The sequence below is a fragment of the Bacillus sp. SLBN-46 genome, assembly GCF_031453555.1.
Taxonomy (GTDB): domain Bacteria; phylum Bacillota; class Bacilli; order Bacillales; family Cytobacillaceae; genus Neobacillus.
The window spans coordinates 3,110,394-3,127,600 of the sequence record NZ_JAVIZM010000001.1 but is presented as its reverse complement, the minus strand read 5'-3'; the positions used below and the strand labels follow the sequence as shown (position 1 = coordinate 3,127,600).

Below are 17,207 nucleotides of genomic sequence, written 5' to 3'. Positions count from 1 at the left end.
AACACAACCATAATATTAAACGACTAGAATAAAAAGTAGTTCTCCGAAACGCATCAAAATGAGGTTCTCTTAATTCACTAGTTGAGAAAGTATTATTCTTACCGTCTTGTCACTTATCTTGAAGGAACTGTCCAGGCGCATGGAAAACCTGGAATCTGGTCAGACAGAAATAAAAGTTCTGTTAAAACACAACTACGTTAATGAAAGAGAATTTCACCTACATTAGGAGAGATATGAAGTCATAGCGTTTGACTTTAATTCGGATGTGGAACTAATATTTTAATGTCTTGCTACAGGACAAAAAATGTGTCCATGGTTAAGGGGAAGTTTTTTTGTGAAAATTCAAAAATATCACACTGTTTACAGTGAATAATGGTATATTATTACTAGTTCATTTTTACCATAGGGAGTGAGTTAGTATGTTTCATTTACTAGAAAATCAGGTTGGTAGTCGATTAATGCTGCCAGGTGATAATCAGTTTGAGGAAAGAAGAAAAGTATGGAATACGGCCGTTGATAAAAAGCCTGCAGCCATAGTAGTTTGTGAATCAGAAGAAGATGTGATTGCGGCGGTACAGTTCGCAAAGGAAAATCAGCTTTCAATATCTATTCGCGGCGGGGGACACCATGTAGGCGGCTTTGCCGTTTGTGATGGTGGTTTGATGATTGACTTATCACAAATGAGAAAAGTAATCGTAGATGAATCCAAACAAGTCGCGATTGTAGAAGGTGGAGCGACACTTGGAGATATCGACTTTGAAACACAAAAATATGGATTAGCAGTGCCAACTGGGACGGTCTCAGAAACAGGGGTAGCGGGACTCGCTCTAAATGGCGGAATTGGCTATTTAAGAGGAAAGTATGGCTTAACATGTGACAACATCGTAGGTGCAAGGCTCGTTACAGCAGATGGAACGGCCGTTGATGTCGATGACCAAAACCACCCTGATCTTTTTTGGGCCATCCGTGGAGGCGGCGGCAATTTTGGTGTCGTGACCAGGTTTGAATTTGCATTACATAAAGTTGGACCAGAAGTGTTTGCACTTGACGTTATGTACGATTTTAAAGATGCAAAGGACATTTTACAAAAGTCGCAAACATTCTTGGAAAAAGCGCCTGATGAGGCAGTATCTATTAATATTACTGTAACCGTATTACCACCTGCTCCATTTTTACCTGAATTCTTGCATTTTAAAAAGGTAGTTATGCTTTTAGGCGTATACGCAGGTGATGTCAAAGAAGGAGAAGCCATCCTTCAGCCGCTGCGGGAATTAGCGGAACCAATTGTTGATCAATCAGGAGTGAATTCATTCGCAGCATACCAAAAGAAACTTGATCCGATGGTCCCTGATCATGTTCGCGTCTATGGTACATCATTGTATTTTGATCAGTTAACGGATGAAACTATTGAACAGATTCTTTATAAAATAGACAATGCGCCTGCCCCAAGTATCCTTGTTCAGCTTTGGGCACTGGGTGGAAAGATGAATCGAGTTCCTGAAACGGCCACACCATTTGCCATTAGGGAAGCGAAATTTGTCCTATTGGTGGATTGCATGGCTATGGCTGGGGATGATGATTTATGCAAACAATGGATCGACTCGGTATACGGAGGATTGCTACCATTCTCTTATAAGAAGGCATCCTATCTCAATGGAATCGGAGAGAATGAAGTGGCAACAAAAAATGCTTTCCAAGAAAACTATGCTAGGTTACTTGAGATAAAGGAAAAGTACGATCCGTTAAATCTTTTCCAACACAACCATAATATAAAACCAATAAAATAGATAGAAGGTCACTGTACCGTCGTTTCTATATAAATTGGCTCATTAGCGGAGATTTCTGGCTAGTGTATAAAGAGAAGCTTTTGAGACCGAAATAAGGGGAGAATTTCCCACTATTGTAAAAAAGGAAGCTTAAGAAGCAGAAATAAGGGGAGAATTTCCACTTAACTGATCTAAAGTAGGACAAAATCCAACGATTTGGATCATATATATGGAAAAAATCCCCTTATTTTAAGGGGAATAACGGTATTTCCCAATATAAGCGGAATTCTTCCCTTTATTTTTCAAACACTGAGAAATCAACATTCAGTTATACCGGAGCCTATAAATTAATAAACAGCTAAGTTCATAGTCACTTGAACTTAAGTTGTTTTTTTTTAATTACTAAACTACTACGTTTAAAAAGTTAGTAAAATCGGTTTTTAATTTTTGAATTACGGACGAGAAATCCCTAAGTTAGATTCCCTCCGTCTAATGGCTTCATCTAATTGATTTCTTCGCCCTAGGATTGATCCATCAGAAAGTGAATATTGGCCAACTCATACTCACAGGATGCTTGGTCCTTCTCTGCTTCTTCCCTAGGGATCCCATAAAGTAAATCCACCTCCACTAAAGTAAGACCTCTAAGGGTACATTAATATCAATTTATAAAGTATATTAATCCAACGTTTGATAATAATTGAAATGAGAATATTAAAATATATAGAATTGTTGCGTGGTATAAACTGAAAATAAAATAAAATTCTTTCAGAGATAATAGACATGAAAATGCAATTTAGGAATTTAGAAGCTAGACAGAAAGAACTAACTATAGAAATGGTGGAAGTAAAAGGAGCTGAGGTTATGGAAAATTCAAATAAAAATTCAGAATTTAAATCAATCCATAAGGAACTGACTGGACGCATGGATAACCTACTATCTGGTCAAACAGAAATAAAAAATATGTTAAAACACACAACAGAGGTAATGACAGAAAATTTCACCTATCTTAAGAGAGATATCAAATCATTAGCTTATGATATTAATTCAGATTTTGACCTTTTATTTAAAGAAATAGCTGATGTAAAGCGAAAAGTGAATAAACTCGAACAAAGATAAGGTAGGATGCATATTTTAAAAGATGAAACAGGCATGGGTCGGGAGTAACAACTCATGCCTGTTTTAATATGTAAACAAAAAGTTCCTAAAATGTTCACAAATCAATGAATCCATGTTACTATTATAAAGGTTTATAGAGGATGGAAAGTTCATTGATGTAAGTTAATAATAAATTGACTGTATATCCTGTTCTTCCATTGTGTCTGTAGCGGGATGGATTGCTAGTATAAAAAATGCTCAGTTATCAGCCCACTGTAAAACGGTACATGCATTGGCATGTGAACCGATTTATGGTGGGCTTTTTTGCGTCTCATTTCCAAGTGCAGCAGCTGGCGAAGTGACCAGCAATTGTCCCAATGTATAAACAAAAGGCTTTTATATTCAACTTATTGGAGGGAAAAATATGGCGTTTCATAGTTCTCAGCGCATCGCGGAATTAGCGGTGGATGCTGGTGCAAAAAAGGCAACGATGAACCCTTTTCATGCACTTTTATTAGGATTTTTAGGGGGAGCATTTATTTCCTTTGGCTTCTTATTAGACATTCGTGTTATTGCAAATTTACCGCAGCAATGGGGTTCCTTTAGCTCACTTTTAGGTGGTGCAGTTTTCCCAGTCGGTCTCATGTTAATCATTATTGCAGGTGGCGAATTGTTAACAGGGAATATGATGGCTCTTCCGATTGCTGTTCTAGCGAAGCGTGCGACACTAGCACAACTAAGTAAGAATTGGCTGCTAGTATTAATTAGTAACTTTATTGGAGCGATTTTTGTTGCGTATTTCTTTGGTCACATCGTTGGGTTAACGGAAACTGGACCATTTTTAACCAAAACCGTCGCGATTGCAGAAGCGAAGATTGACGAAACCTTTATGAAGACCTTAATTTCCGCTATCGGCTGTAACTGGCTCGTTTGTTTAGGCGTTTGGCTTGCCTATGGCGCAGATGATATCGGTGGAAAAATACTTGCAATTTGGTTTCCTATAATGGCGTTTGTCGCAATCGGTTTTCAGCACGTGGTGGCCAACATGTTTGTTATCCCGGCAGCGATTTTTGCTGGGCAGGTCACATGGGTGGATTATCTCTCTAACTTTGTTCCAGTTGTCATTGGAAATGCAATTGGCGGCGGTGTGTTTGTAGCCTTGATCTATTGGACGGTTCACAAGGATTCGCTTCAATCATCGTCTAAAGCAAAATCTAGTATGAAAAAGGCTAGTTAACAACTATTAATTTAGTAGTTTGATAGATTTCTCTGTTATTTTACTAAGGAGGACTTACAGTGAACGAAAAAGTGAATGTTCTTATAAACGGAACAGCACATGAAGTGGAAAAAGGAACACGTATTTTAGATTATTTACTAAAACAGGAAATGGAGCACCCGCACATCTGTTATTCCGAAGTTCTTGGACCGGTACAGAGCTGTGATACGTGTATGTGTGAAGTCAACGGCAGCATTATGCGTGCATGTTCCACTGTGGTCGAGGATGGCATGGACATTTTGACTTCTTCTGAGCTTGCAAAAGAAGCCCAAGAGGAAGCCATGGACCGTATTCTTGAAAACCATCTATTATATTGCACCGTATGTGACAATAACAATGGCAATTGTCGTGTACATAATACCGCAGAAATGATGGGAGTAGAACACCAAACACGCCCACATCGCTCGAAAGGCTATGAAGTAGACATGTCTCACCCGTTTTATCGCTACGACCCTGATCAATGTATTTTGTGCGGCCGCTGTGTAGAAACCTGTCAGGATCTTCAGGTGAATGAAACATTAACCATCAACTGGGAAACCAATCAGCCGCGTGTCTTATGGGACGGAGGAAAAAGCATTAACGAATCCTCATGCGTTTCCTGTGGTCAATGTGTTTCCGTTTGTCCATGTAACGCACTAATGGAAAAATCCATGCTTGGAAATGCAGGATTTATGACAAGTATTTCCGATGACTTGCTTACACCCATGATCGACATTGTGAAAGCCGTAGAGCCTGATTATCAAACCATCATGGCCGTGTCAGAAGTAGAAGCAGCCATGCGTGAAGAGCGGATCGAAAAGACAAAAACCGTTTGTACGTTTTGTGGGGTAGGTTGTTCCTTTGAAGTATGGACAAAAGACCGTGAAATTCTTAAAATTGAACCATCTGAAAATGCTCCTGTTAACAGTGTTTCCACCTGTGTTAAAGGGAAATTTGGATGGGATTTTGTTAATTCACAAGAACGAATTACCACACCATTAATTCGAAAAGGTGATGTGTTTGTGGAAGCAAGCTGGGAACGAGGCTCTTTCACTTGTTGCAGAAAAGCTCGGCGGTATCAAAGATACCTATGGCAGCGATGCGATTGGTTTTATTTCGTCATCAAAAATTACGAACGAGGAAAACTACCTGATTCAAAAGGTGGCGCGTCAAGTCTTTGGAACCAATAATGTAGACAACTGCTCTCGTTATTGCCAATCACCAGCTTCATGGGGATTACAGCAAACCGGAGGCATCGGCGGCGACTCTGGAACCATTCAGGATATTGCTGGTGCAGGACTTGTTATGCTCGTAGGTTGCGCACCTGCAGAAGGACATCCTGTTCTTGCCACTCGTATTAAGCGTGCGCAAAAACTTCATGGACAAAAATTAATTACCGTGGACGTTCGCAGACATGAAATGGGTGACCGTGCAGACCTGTTCGTTCGTCCAAAACAAGGAACGGACTATGTATGGCTTTCCGCTATTACGAAGTATATCATTGACCAAGGCTGGCACGATGTGAAATTTATCACAGATCATGTCAATCACTATGATGAATTTTTGAAAATGATGGAGCCTTATAGTTTAGAAGAGGCCGAAAAGATAACGGGTATTACGAAAGAAACATTAATCCAAATGGCTGAAATGATCCGTGATGCGGATGGAACTGTCATTTGTTGGGGAATGGGTGTCACGCAAAATATCGCGGGCTCACATACATCTGTTGCGATTGCCAACCTGCTACTTGCAACAGGCAACATGATGCGTCCAAATGCTGGTGCTTACCCATTACGCGGACATAACAATGTGCAGGGTGCGGCTGACATGGGAACCATGCCAAATATTTTCCCTGGCTATCAATCCGTAACAAATATCGAAATCCGCGAAAAATTTGAGAAGGCATATGGTGTGAAAATCCCAGAGAATCCTGGTCTTGATAATATTGAAATGCTCGGAGCTGTCGATAGAGGCGAGATGAAGGCGATGTACATCGCTGGGGAGGATATGGCATGGGTCGATGCGGATTCAAATCATACTCAGGCGATGCTTGCGAAGTTAGATTTCCTAGTCGTACAAGAAATCTTTTTAACAACAACCGCTCAATTTGCTGATGTTATTTTACCAGGTGCACCTTCTCTTGAAAAAGATGGAACGTTCACCAATACTGAGCGTCGCGTGCAGCGTTTATACCAAGCATTGCAGCCGCTAGGTGATAGTAAACCAGACTGGTGGATTCTTACCCAGCTCGCGAAAAAGATGGGCTTCGATTGGAATTATACCCATCCAAGTGAGATTTTTGCCGAAATGGCTAGCTTAACACCGTTCTTTAGCCAGTGTAACTATGATGTTCTTGAAGGATGGAACAGCTTCCACTGGGGATCTCTTGATGGATCAAACACGCCGTTGCTTTTCCAAGACGGCTTTAATTTCCCTGATAAAAAAGCTCGGTTCGGCTTGTTCGATTATGTACCACCAATGGAGTTCCCTCAGGAATTCGATCTCGCATTGGATAATGGACGTCTGTTGGAACACTTCCATGAAGGAAACTTAACACAGAAATCAGAAGGACTGAACTACAAATTCCCGAAAGTGTTTGTAGAGGTATCACCGGAACTTGCGAAGGAACGTGCTGTAAAAGACGGTTCACTTGTACGTCTTGTATCACCGTACGGAGCGATTAGACTGCCTGTTCTTGTAACTGATCGTGTGGAAGGAAAAACGGTTTATGTGCCAATGCATTCGTCAAGCCACGAGAGTGCGGTGAACCTTCTGACTGGTGGGGCAGTAGATGTCGTGACACATACACCAGCATACAAACAAACGAAAGTACGGATGGAAGTCCTTGAACTGAATGGTGAAAATCCACTTCCAAGGTATAATCCACGAAATGCCACTCGTACACCGCAAATGGGTCTTGAAATCTACCGCAAGTGGGAACGCGGCGATTACACACCGATTGCAGATGTAAACGAGCATATTAACCCTGGTTTCTATGACAGGAGGAATGCGTAATGGCACAACCGATTAAAGTCATTCAAAAAATAGAACTGACAGAAGAACAAAAGAAAATGCAATCCCTGGAGAATCTTCTCTCCGGGGTTGCGGAAAATAAGGACTCGTTACTTGAAACATTGAGTCTGATTCAAGAATTACACGATAGTGGAATCTTAGATGCTTTTGGAAGTCTTTTAAAAGCGAAAGAAAAAGCAGCAAAAATTGCTGTCGGCCAGCTTACACGCGAGCCTGTCACGAACATGATCAATAATGCCATGGCAGCAGGCGGTATGTTAACTGAGCTAGACCCGGAGACAACGGGTAAGCTTGCGAAAAGTCTGACCAATGGATTGAAAAAGGCGGAGCAGGGCTTAATCGAGGATTCCAAGATTGGGATCTTTGATTTAATGAAGGCCTTAAAGGATCCTGATATTAATCGTGTCTTAGGCTTTGGATTTAACCTGTTAAAAGGTATGGGTGAAGGCTTAAAAGAGTAGGATGAAAGACAAAATACAAACCCATTCGTTAAAGTAATGAATGGGTTTCCTCTTTAGAATTAAACTATGTGGTATGGATAGGGAGGACAGTCAATGCCAAAGAATCTGGAGCATCAATTTAGTATGCTTGTTCGCGAAATTAGAAAAGAATATGTCGGCAATGGTCCGAAGGAAATCACCACCAAATTTATCGGTTCTTGGGCAATCAGTGAAATGAAAGGGAACCTGACAAATGTGGAGAAGTTTATGATTACTTCCGAACATGGCGAACAGATGGTCCATGAAACGAGAACACGATTTGTAAAGGAAATCTATAAAAAGCCAGAGGTTCTTATACGTTTTGAAAACCTGATGGGGGCAAACGTCGTACGGTTATTTTCTGATATTAATATTAAAGAAGATATTGCCATGACTGTATTTGTTTTTGACCAGCCGATTGAGGGTAAGTAACTAGGAGTGAAAAAGTATGGATCAGCCAATGAAACTTGAAAGCAATATATGGCGGTATGAGGACGGTGCCATACAAAGAGTAACGGATACCATCGTTACGGAATATCCGATTACCATTGTTCTGAATGACCAAGAATTCGCTACACTTGTTTGCAGCCCTGAACACATTGAAGAACTAGTCGTTGGCTTTTTGGCGTCTGAAGGGATTATCAGAAGTGTTACAGAAATTAAAGAGCTGACGATTATAGAAACGACTGGGCGTGCTATTGTAAAAACGCACAAGGTCAACAAACTAAACGAATTGTTCCATTCGAAACGAGTAGTCACATCCTGCTGTGGAAAAAGCCGTCAAAGCTTTTATTTTTATAATGATGCTAGAACCGTTAAACCACTGGATAATGTTGATGCGAAGATTTCTATTGACCAATGCTTTCATTTAATGCGACAAATGCAGGAGTCGTCTGTAATCTTTCAGGATACAGGGGGCGTTCACAATGCTGCCCTTTGTGACACGAATGGCATCATCGTAGATAGAACGGACATAGGACGACACAATGCCCTGGATAAAATTTATGGTCATTGCTTGCAGAATTCAATTTCTCTTTCAGACAAGATTATTGTTTTTAGTGGTCGTATTTCCTCTGAGGTATTGCTAAAAGTAGCCAAAATAGGATGCGGTATTGTTCTATCAAAATCAGCACCAACTGAACTGGCCCTCAGGCTGGCGGAAGAGCTTCAGATTACGACCGTCGGATTTCTTCGCAATCATTCTTTAAATATTTATACAAGACCGGATCGGATTGAAGTTCAGGGGGTACAATCGCTTACTTAATGGAGTGCCGTTTCAGCATTGGAGCGGCACTTTTTATTGCCTATTTTTTGATAGCTTTTATATAAATATAAAACGAACTAAATTTAGAATTATAGATAATTATGTAACGGTAGCTTTTACAATTTTGAAAGTACATATGTAGACGGAGTCTGAAAACAAAAAAATTAAGGTTAGTAAAAAGGTAATAAGTGAATTATAATGACACCATTGAATGTACTAGAATATGGAGGAAAAACAAATGAAATTCCCAAATGATGCAGATGGAGAAGCATTGCAAAGTCTATATAAAGAAGGAGTAAATTTTAAGAAACCACAATCTGTCGAATTTTTTGTAGCGGTTCCCGATCAAGCCACCGGTGAAAAATTATCACAAGTACTTAAGGGAGAAGGATACAATTGTTTCTTAGAACAAGACGACGAAACCGAAGAGTGGGCATGTAGTTGTTCTAAAAGAATGGTATTAAATTATAATCAAATAATTAAGATCCAAAAGGAATTAGATAATTTGAGTAAACCATATGGTTGTTATTCCGATGGTTGGGGCGTTTTTGTAGATTAAAAAGCAGGAGAATAGATGTTTGTAAATAGGGATGAGAGTTCATAATCGGAGAATTTCCCGCTATTGTATTAAAAGGACGCTGAAGAGGCAGAAATAAGCGGAGAACTTCCTGTTAACTGCTCTAAAACAAGACAAAATCCAACGATTTGGACCGTATAAACGGAAAAAATACCCTTATTTTATAGGAAATAAGGGTATTCCTAACTTAAGCGGAATTTTTCCGTTTATTTTTCAAACAAAGTGAATTCAACATTCATTCAGTTACTACAGAGCCATAAATTTAATTAAGATAGTAATTTTAAATGGGCATACTCATTGTAATGATTTTATTTTTGAATCCTAATTTTTCATACAGTTTAATGGCTTGATTTCCTGCATATACGCTTAAACGAACCTCTGAAAATCCATATAGTTTAAGCTGTTCGATACCAGTCTCCATCAATTGTTTTGAAATTCCATTCCCTCTAAATTCTTCTAACACAAACAATTCATAAATAAATCCACACATCTTTTCAGTCAATTGGTCTTTATTTGTTCCTATAAGAATCCAACCCATTAGATTATCGCCTTCTGTTGCTATTAAATAATAGCTTCCTTTTTGCAATAATGGTTCAATAAGTTGTTTGACTTTTTCATCTGACGGTTTTGCCTCGCCTAATGTGCCAGCGAATAATGCTTGTGGTGAAAGTGATAAAATCATATTATATTCCAAATCGTTTGGTTTCCTTATTTCCATAAAATGAATTCTCCTCTCCATATATTTTTGATGTATCAGAAGCTCTTTTATATGTTGGCGAACAGTGACTGTCACTGTTCGCCATTTTCATGGGTAAAAAACCACCAGAACCTTCTCTTTGGTCTATTTAATATAAAACAAGAATACTATTTTGGAAGGATTAAAAAGGAAGATAATGCTATTTAAACCGAAAGAGGGTGGAAATCATGGGATCCATTGGCAATTACTATCGTATTTTAGATGTACCCTATGATGCAACATTTTTTGAGATTAAAGAAGCTTATCGAAAAAAGGTAAAGGAAGTACATCCAGATCAAGTAAAAGGGAATGCTGAACAGTTTAAAAGAGTGAGAGAAGCATATGAAGTTCTTAAAAATGTTGAAAAAAGAAAAAGGTATGACAATTTACTTTTTAATGAAGCACATTCCAAAACACTTAATCAAAACCAGGAAGCTGAAGCTAAAACGAATCCTTGTATAAAAATTGTAAAGATAAAGAGTAAAACTCGAAAACAGTTTAGTTTATCATCTGTAACCTTAAATGCGTCTCTTATTTTAATTGGAGTTTATCTAAATAAAAAGAGAAAATAATTCATGTGAGTATAGAAAAAGATAAGTTTTTTGAATAATTACTGGAAAAATTAATGGTTTTTGTTCAAACTAAAAGAGACCAAAGAATACATAACATCTAAAGTCAATCCAATTGAAAATAAAAGAGAAAAGGTGAGAACATGAGTCAATTATCAGAATTAGTATCCAATGAACATACTCAAAATGTCGAGGAATTAAAAGATTTACTAAGAATTCCAAGCATTAGCTCCTTATCCGAGCATAAAGAGGATATTCAAAAAGCAGCGTCTTGGATTGCCAAAAAGCTAGAATCCATTGGAACGGAACACGTTGAAATCATCCAGACAAAAGGTCATCCTATTGTGTATGCCGACTGGCTTCATCAAGAAAATGCCCCAACCGTCTTAGTATACGGGCATTATGACGTACAGCCTGTTGACCCTGTTCATCTATGGGAAACGCCTCCATTTGAACCGACGATTCGTGATCAAAAGATTTATGCAAGAGGGGCAACGGACGACAAGGGGCAAACATTTTTACATATAAAAGCAGTGGAAACATTATTAAAATCAGAAGGTAAATTACCTGTAAACGTTAAATTTTGTATAGAAGGGGAAGAAGAAATCGGAAGTCCTCATCTTCCGCCATTTTTAGCCGAAAACAAAGAGAAATTAGCCTGTGATGTAGTTGTCATTTCTGATTCAGATATGTGGGACAGGGGTGTACCTGCGATTACCTATTCTTTAAGAGGTCTTTGTGCATTAGAATTTTCACTAAAAACAGCTAACTCTGATTTGCATTCCGGCATGTATGGCGGTGGAGTTCAAAATGCCAACCATCTATTGGTACAGCTTCTTTCCACACTTCATGACGAAAACGGAAAAGTAAAGGTTGAACATTTCTATGATGATGTAGTGGAACTCACCGAATTTGAAAAGGAACAAATTAAAGCACTAGATTTCAATGAAGATAAGCTAAAACAAACATTAGGGTTAACGGAATTAACGGGAGGAGAAAATAACGATTTTCCTTATTCTGAAAGAATCAATTCACGTCCAACATTAGAAATAAATGGGTTATGGGGAGGTTTTCAGGGAGAAGGGACAAAAACAGTAATCCCGAACGAGGCTCATGCGAAAATTACCTGCCGTCTCGTCCATAATCAAAACCCGCTAAAAATTCAGGGATTAATTAAAAAGCACCTAGAAGAACATGCACCAAAAGGATGTACGGTGAATGTGACCTTGCAAGACACGGGAAATCCATTTTTAACACCGATCGATAGTCCGATGATTCAAAAAGCGGCAGAAGCATATGAAACCGTATATGGGAAAGCACCTGTTTTCAAAAGAGAAGGTGGATCAATTCCAATTGTATCGGATTTCAGTCATTCACTACATGCGCCTGTTGTCTTAATGGGGTTCGGTTTGCCAGACGAAAATCTTCATGCTCCAAACGAACACTTTAACCTAGAAAACTTTGATAAAGGAATCTTAACTATTTGTTCCTTTTTAGGTCTTCTTAATAAGAAAAATAGTTAATCAAACAATTAAGATCCAAAAGGAATTAAATGGCGAACAGTGACAGTCTCTGTTCGCCATTTTCATAGCTAAAAACCATCAGAATCGTCCCACGGTTTTTCTAAACAGTAGCCTTTTGTGTAATTATGATATAATTAACTACAAAAGCTAGAAAATCATTAAAAACATTATCCAAGGAGGTTGAGTTTGAATGTATAAAGAGCTTATAAGACCTGCTGAAATTTCCATAAAAGATAAAAAGAATATAGTAAAAGGTAATGTTATCCGAGCTGCTGTGTTTGCAAGAACCAATGTGATCGAAGTTTTAACAGCAGGTAATGAAAGTTTTTATTTAATATACTACAGAAATTCCCTGATTTTTGGAGATAAACTAGATAAGGTGGAAGAAGAATCATTTATTAATAAAGCATTTCATGAAGGTATTGTGATTGAATCTCCTCATCCAATTGTAAAAGCAATAATCCCCAATCATTCCGTTTCCATTCCAAATAAAAATAAACTTTTCACTCAACTCCAAATTCATTATTCTTTACAGGAAATTGCCTATATTGCCACAACACTTGACTCATTTTTTGATAAGGAAGAGCTTGTGAAAATGATTGACAAGATCTTTTTTCACTATCGAAGAAGCGGAAATTTTATGAAGTCATTTCAGGTCCTTCAAATTTTACATGATTTTGTCCCTACTCTAAAATCTGCAAAAGAACGTCTAAATTTACAAGAATTCAATTCTTACCATGATTTTTACAAATCCTCGAGCTTACCTTCCATCTATAAAAGGGATCCCCTTTTTGTCGAAAGACATTGCTTCCAAAATAGATCAAATCCAGATATACGTCATTTTTTAGAAGATATATGTAGACAACAAGATTCTTTACTGGAGTTATTGCTCTGGTTGGAAGATCCAAAAGCTGACTCTGTTGAAAAATATACAGGTATGGCACTAAAGTTTATTACGATGAAAGAATGGATAGTAATACTGGGAGAGCTAAATATCAATCCGTATCAAGTTTTGCCTGAGGCCAAGTCCATTATTGAAAAAATGATTCAAGAAGAGCGTTTTGAGACGGCAGCCTTATATTTATTGAATTTCATCCATGATCTCCCGGCTTCTTATGATCCTATACTGAATGAATTATGGGGGAATTTGAATGCAAGTTTTGTAGGAAAGCACTTGGACGATTTCATTTTTATGAGTCAGCATCTGATCCACGAAGATTCTGTTAAACAATTGGAACAAAAGGTGTTTCAGCTCGCCGTTATCCTGCTTGAGGAGTATGATCTTAAAGCCGTTTATGAAAAACTTTTACCGATTCAAAAAATACTCCCTCATTCAGCGGTAATACGAAAAATGAATCATATGCTGGCAATATTAGAGGACCCTGATCAGATAATGGAATTGGGGGATTATTATGCAGAGTTTAAACAATTTGATAAAGCTATTGATTGCTTTTTCTGGGAAATGGAACTTAAACCACAGGATCCTACTCCTGTACAGAAAATCAGCCGAATGTATCAACATAAAGGAATGGTAAAGGAAGCAATTTCCTACCAAAAAGTTTATGCTCAAATAAAAAGTAATAAAGAAGTAGGATGAACGATGGAATATGAAGTCATGGGGACGGTTATTGCGGCTTTTGAGCTAGGAGATCCGTCCCCAAGGCTTTACTCTCAAATTCTTTTAGGGTTTGAAAAAATAGTTTTTATTAAACTTTATGAAAGCACTTCTGCTGCAATTAGCCTATAAGATTCCATGCGGTCCTTCGGAGAGTGAGTAATCGTCACCAACATGATTTCATCCGCCTTAAATTCAGCTTGTAACTGATTAAGTTTCTTACCGACCTCTTGCGGATTGCCCACAACCATATTTTGTTTCATTTGCACTAATTTTTCTCTTTCTTTTTCATTAAGTTCATAATTCTTAGCTTCTTCGATAGAAGGAACATATTTGCCTTCACCTTTATCTTTTTGCATGGCCCAAATAAGTGTACTCAACGCAATTTCTTCTGCTTTTTCCGTAGTATCTGCACAAATAGCTGAAACTGTTAACAATACTTGAGGTGATGGACCGTGTTTCTTTGGTTCAAAGGCATCAAAATATTGTTCAATGATAGCGGCTCCGTTATTTTCGCTCATAAACTGACCAAATGCATAAGCCAAACCATTTTTAGCTGCAAGTAAAGCACTTTTTTTACTTGTGCCAAGAATCCACGGCATTGGTGGCACTTGTGGCATTGGCGAGGCCGTGATTTTTGAAAACTCATGATCTTCCGGAAAATCATCATGGAGAAAATGAAGAAGTTCTTCCACTAAATTTGGCATTTTCCATACCTGTTGTAAAAAGTTATCTGATAAAGCATTAGTAGCTTCAGCAGAACCGCCGGGTGCACGGCCAATGCCAATATCGATGCGATCCGGAAACAATGTAGCCAGCATATTGTAAACTTCTGCCACTTTATAGGGTTTATAATGGGGCAAAAGCACAGCCCCGGAGCCGATCCGGATCTGTTTTGTATGGGCTCCAATATAACTAAGCATCACTTCAGGGGCAGAGCAGGCTAGTCCAGGAAGATCATGATGTTCGGCAATCCAATACCGCGAATACCCTAGCGCTTCACCTGCTTGCGCTAGCTTCAGAGATTCATTTAACGCATCACTAGCAGTTTGATCAGAAGAGAGGGGGGACTGATCTAATATACTTAATTTCACTAATCCATGCCTTCTTTCTTAATTTTTCACTTCGCGCAATGATAATGTAAAATCTCCAACCTGTTCTTTTTCATATAAGTTTGTAATTGAAGTGGAATATTGCTGAATCTTTCCTCTAAAAGATAAACCTCTTTCGGGAACTTTTACATCAAAGACGCCTTCGTATAACAGTGTCGTAATGTCATGATATTTCTCACTCGTCACTTTAAAACCAATAATAATATTATGTAAACCATCGTCTGCCTCTTCTTTATAATGGTCTACATGAATTGATGTATCATTTAAGAATATTTCTTTTATCATAAAAATCATCCCCTTATGAAGTGTGTATGAAAAATAATAGCATTGATCCAATAGTGGAGCAAATCAAATGGATTATAATAATCAGTTTCAAGTATTTAGTTAATGTATAAACCAATTTTATTAGAGTTAAGAAAGGTTCCTGTCACTTGAAACGATACTTTTTTAAGACTTAAAGAGTGGCAATTGGTTCAAGTGGTGATGAGGCAACGGTTTAAAAGATGGATATCATCGTATTAAAGGGAATAAGAGGGATAGGATTTCTATTTCTTTTTTATAAGAAACTTCTTTGTATGATATGAGACAAAATATCTAGGAATATATTTATGACATGCTACTTAGAATGGAGGAGTTAGTATGTCTAAAGTCATAAGTATTATTAACCTTAAAGGGGGTGTAGGAAAGACGACACTTACCGTTGGATTGGCTGAGTTCTTAGTTGTTGAAAAGCAATATAAAGTCTTAGTCATTGATTTGGATCCACAAACAAACTCGACTGTCTCCTTGATTGGAGAGGATGAATGGGCATTGAGGAATAGTTCTAATAGAACGTTGTTTCATTTATTCAAAGACAAGATAGATGATACCAGCAATTTTGACTTAGAAAGTTCCGTTGTTAAAGGATGTTCTAACCTTTATGGAGGATTGTTGAATTTACATTTATTGCCATCAAGTTTGGACTTCGTTCAAATTCAGGATAGGTTAATTAATATTGGCCAAACAGCTTTAATTCGTCCGATTGATGTACTAAAACGGTCTGTAAATGACTACATAAAAAATTATGATTACGTCTTGATTGATTGTCCTCCGAATTTAGGACTTGTCACACAAAATGGATTAAATATAAGTGATTATTACCTAATACCCACTATTCCTGATCATTTATCGACTTACGGAATCCCACAAATAATATCCAGTGTTAATAGTTTTAATAGAAGAACAGAATCAAACGTTCAAGCGCTTGGTATTATTGCTTCCATGTATCGTTCCAACGTTACTAGGCACCAAACTACCTTAATGAAAATGCAAACAAAAGCAGATGTTGGAGAGCTACCAAGGCTGTTTGAAACCAGAATTCCTCTGGCTTCCAAAGCGGCCGATGCGACTCATTTTGAAGCAGAAGGGGTAAATACATTAAAACAAAAATATGGTTCATCTGGATCTCCTTTATTCGAAGCGTTTTCGCAAATAACAGAGGAGTTTTGTCACTATGTTAGATTATAATGACCCAAATAGTAGGAAGCTAATTGCAGAAGTATTTAAAACAATTGCCAAAAAGATTGAAGAAGATGACGAATTTGCAAAAAGTATACTCAGCTGTTTAGACGAAAGATCAAATGACATAAAAAATACTAAGAAAAAGAAAAAGTCTTCACAGACCATCTCAAAAAACTACGATATGAATATTTTTGAAATGTATCAAAAGGATGGCCCTCATGGCCTATTAGAATTTCTCGAACCATTAGATTTGAAAGATTTGAAAAGTATAGTAGTAGAAAATGGTCTAGATCCAGCACAGAAGGTTAGAAGATGGAGATTAAAAGAAAAGATAATTAAGCATATAGTTGAAACAATAGGTAAACAGATGTCAAAAGGAGAAGTATTTTTCAAACAATAGGAGTTTCCACAACGGCTAATAATTTGAAAATGCAACATATCTGAAACAATAATAAAAAAAAATGACAGATTTCTAATTTTGTTGGATCTATTATTTATTCTGCTAAGGGCGAACAATACTTTCACTGTTCGCCATCTTTATTACAAATAATTATGTTATGTAAACAAAATCATTAAATAATCATTTTGCTTTCTTATGGTAGGGATAATTTTTAAATAGTCATTTAATATTTTAGAGGATTTTTTCTTTTTTGGAAGAAATAGTTTATTGGGATGATAGACTA

General features: G+C 37.6%; 15 protein-coding genes and 1 pseudogene. 13 read left to right on the top strand and 3 right to left on the bottom strand.

Features of this window, described 5'->3' with window-relative positions:
* The first annotated feature begins 419 nt into the window (after nt 1-419).
* From QFZ87_RS16020 to QFZ87_RS15985, 8 genes and pseudogenes are all read left to right on the top strand, one after another.
* The gene (locus QFZ87_RS16020; RefSeq protein WP_309863260.1) at nt 420-1,787 is read left to right on the top strand and encodes an FAD-binding oxidoreductase; all 1,368 of its coding nucleotides are present in this window, start codon (nt 420-422) and stop codon (nt 1,785-1,787) included.
* 765 nt (nt 1,788-2,552) lie between these two features.
* Nucleotides 2,553-2,882, top strand: coding sequence for a hypothetical protein (locus QFZ87_RS16015; RefSeq protein ID WP_309863257.1), 330 nt, complete (start codon nt 2,553-2,555; stop codon nt 2,880-2,882).
* 403 nt (nt 2,883-3,285) lie between these two features.
* On the top strand, nt 3,286-4,098 hold the full coding sequence (locus QFZ87_RS16010; RefSeq protein ID WP_309863253.1) for a formate/nitrite transporter family protein: 813 nt from the start codon (nt 3,286-3,288) through the stop codon (nt 4,096-4,098).
* A gap of 59 nt (nt 4,099-4,157) precedes the next feature.
* Nucleotides 4,158-7,131 (top strand): annotated as a pseudogene (gene fdhF / locus QFZ87_RS16005) (formate dehydrogenase subunit alpha).
* Nucleotides 7,131-7,610 (top strand): helical membrane plugin domain-containing protein, encoded by a 480-nt coding sequence (locus QFZ87_RS16000; RefSeq protein WP_309863250.1) that lies wholly within the window; start codon nt 7,131-7,133, stop codon nt 7,608-7,610. The pseudogene fdhF and the gene QFZ87_RS16000 overlap by 1 nt, the downstream one beginning before the upstream one ends.
* A 93-nt stretch (nt 7,611-7,703) precedes the next feature.
* Nucleotides 7,704-8,060 (top strand): Na-translocating system protein MpsC family protein, encoded by a 357-nt coding sequence (locus tag QFZ87_RS15995; RefSeq protein WP_309863247.1) that lies wholly within the window; start codon nt 7,704-7,706, stop codon nt 8,058-8,060.
* Nucleotides 8,061-8,076: 16 nt separating this feature from the next.
* Nucleotides 8,077-8,892 (top strand): formate dehydrogenase accessory sulfurtransferase FdhD, encoded by an 816-nt coding sequence (fdhD, locus tag QFZ87_RS15990; RefSeq protein WP_309863245.1) that lies wholly within the window; start codon nt 8,077-8,079, stop codon nt 8,890-8,892.
* 238 nt (nt 8,893-9,130) lie between these two features.
* Nucleotides 9,131-9,451, top strand: coding sequence for a ribonuclease E inhibitor RraB (locus QFZ87_RS15985; RefSeq protein WP_309863242.1), 321 nt, complete (start codon nt 9,131-9,133; stop codon nt 9,449-9,451).
* Between the two features lie 298 nt (nt 9,452-9,749).
* Here QFZ87_RS15985 and QFZ87_RS15980 read toward each other — a convergent pair whose 3' ends face one another.
* Nucleotides 9,750-10,187: a GNAT family N-acetyltransferase gene (locus tag QFZ87_RS15980; protein ID WP_309863239.1), complete on the bottom strand. Its 438-nt coding sequence runs from the start codon at nt 10,185-10,187 to the stop codon at nt 9,750-9,752.
* A 206-nt stretch (nt 10,188-10,393) separates the two neighbouring features.
* Between QFZ87_RS15980 and QFZ87_RS15975 the strand changes: the two genes are divergently transcribed.
* The 3 genes from QFZ87_RS15975 to QFZ87_RS15965 all read left to right on the top strand — a co-directional run bounded on the left by QFZ87_RS15975 (nt 10,394) and on the right by QFZ87_RS15965 (nt 13,894).
* Nucleotides 10,394-10,777 (top strand): J domain-containing protein, encoded by a 384-nt coding sequence (locus QFZ87_RS15975; protein WP_309867918.1) that lies wholly within the window; start codon nt 10,394-10,396, stop codon nt 10,775-10,777.
* A 140-nt stretch (nt 10,778-10,917) separates the two neighbouring features.
* Complete coding sequence (locus tag QFZ87_RS15970) at nt 10,918-12,297, top strand: dipeptidase (RefSeq protein WP_309863237.1); 1,380 nt, start codon at nt 10,918-10,920, stop codon at nt 12,295-12,297.
* 190 nt (nt 12,298-12,487) lie between these two features.
* Nucleotides 12,488-13,894 carry a tetratricopeptide repeat protein gene (locus QFZ87_RS15965; protein ID WP_309863235.1) on the top strand — a complete coding sequence of 469 codons (1,407 nt, stop codon included), beginning with the start codon at nt 12,488-12,490 and terminating at the stop codon, nt 13,892-13,894.
* Between the two features lie 116 nt (nt 13,895-14,010).
* Here the strand turns inward: QFZ87_RS15965 and QFZ87_RS15960 are convergent, their stop codons facing one another.
* Nucleotides 14,011-15,006, bottom strand: a complete 996-nt coding sequence (locus tag QFZ87_RS15960; RefSeq protein ID WP_309863231.1) for an LLM class flavin-dependent oxidoreductase — start codon at nt 15,004-15,006, stop codon at nt 14,011-14,013.
* Nucleotides 15,007-15,024: 18 nt separating this feature from the next.
* On the bottom strand, nt 15,025-15,309 hold the full coding sequence (locus QFZ87_RS15955; RefSeq protein ID WP_309863229.1) for a DUF3219 family protein: 285 nt from the start codon (nt 15,307-15,309) through the stop codon (nt 15,025-15,027).
* A 354-nt stretch (nt 15,310-15,663) separates the two neighbouring features.
* Here QFZ87_RS15955 and QFZ87_RS15950 point away from each other — a divergent pair, with 354 nt between their 5' ends.
* Nucleotides 15,664-16,530, top strand: coding sequence for a ParA family protein (locus QFZ87_RS15950; protein WP_309863226.1), 867 nt, complete (start codon nt 15,664-15,666; stop codon nt 16,528-16,530).
* Nucleotides 16,517-16,924, top strand: coding sequence for a hypothetical protein (locus QFZ87_RS15945; protein ID WP_309863222.1), 408 nt, complete (start codon nt 16,517-16,519; stop codon nt 16,922-16,924). Before QFZ87_RS15950 ends, QFZ87_RS15945 begins: the two co-directional genes overlap by 14 nt.
* Nucleotides 16,925-17,207: the final 283 nt, after the last annotated feature.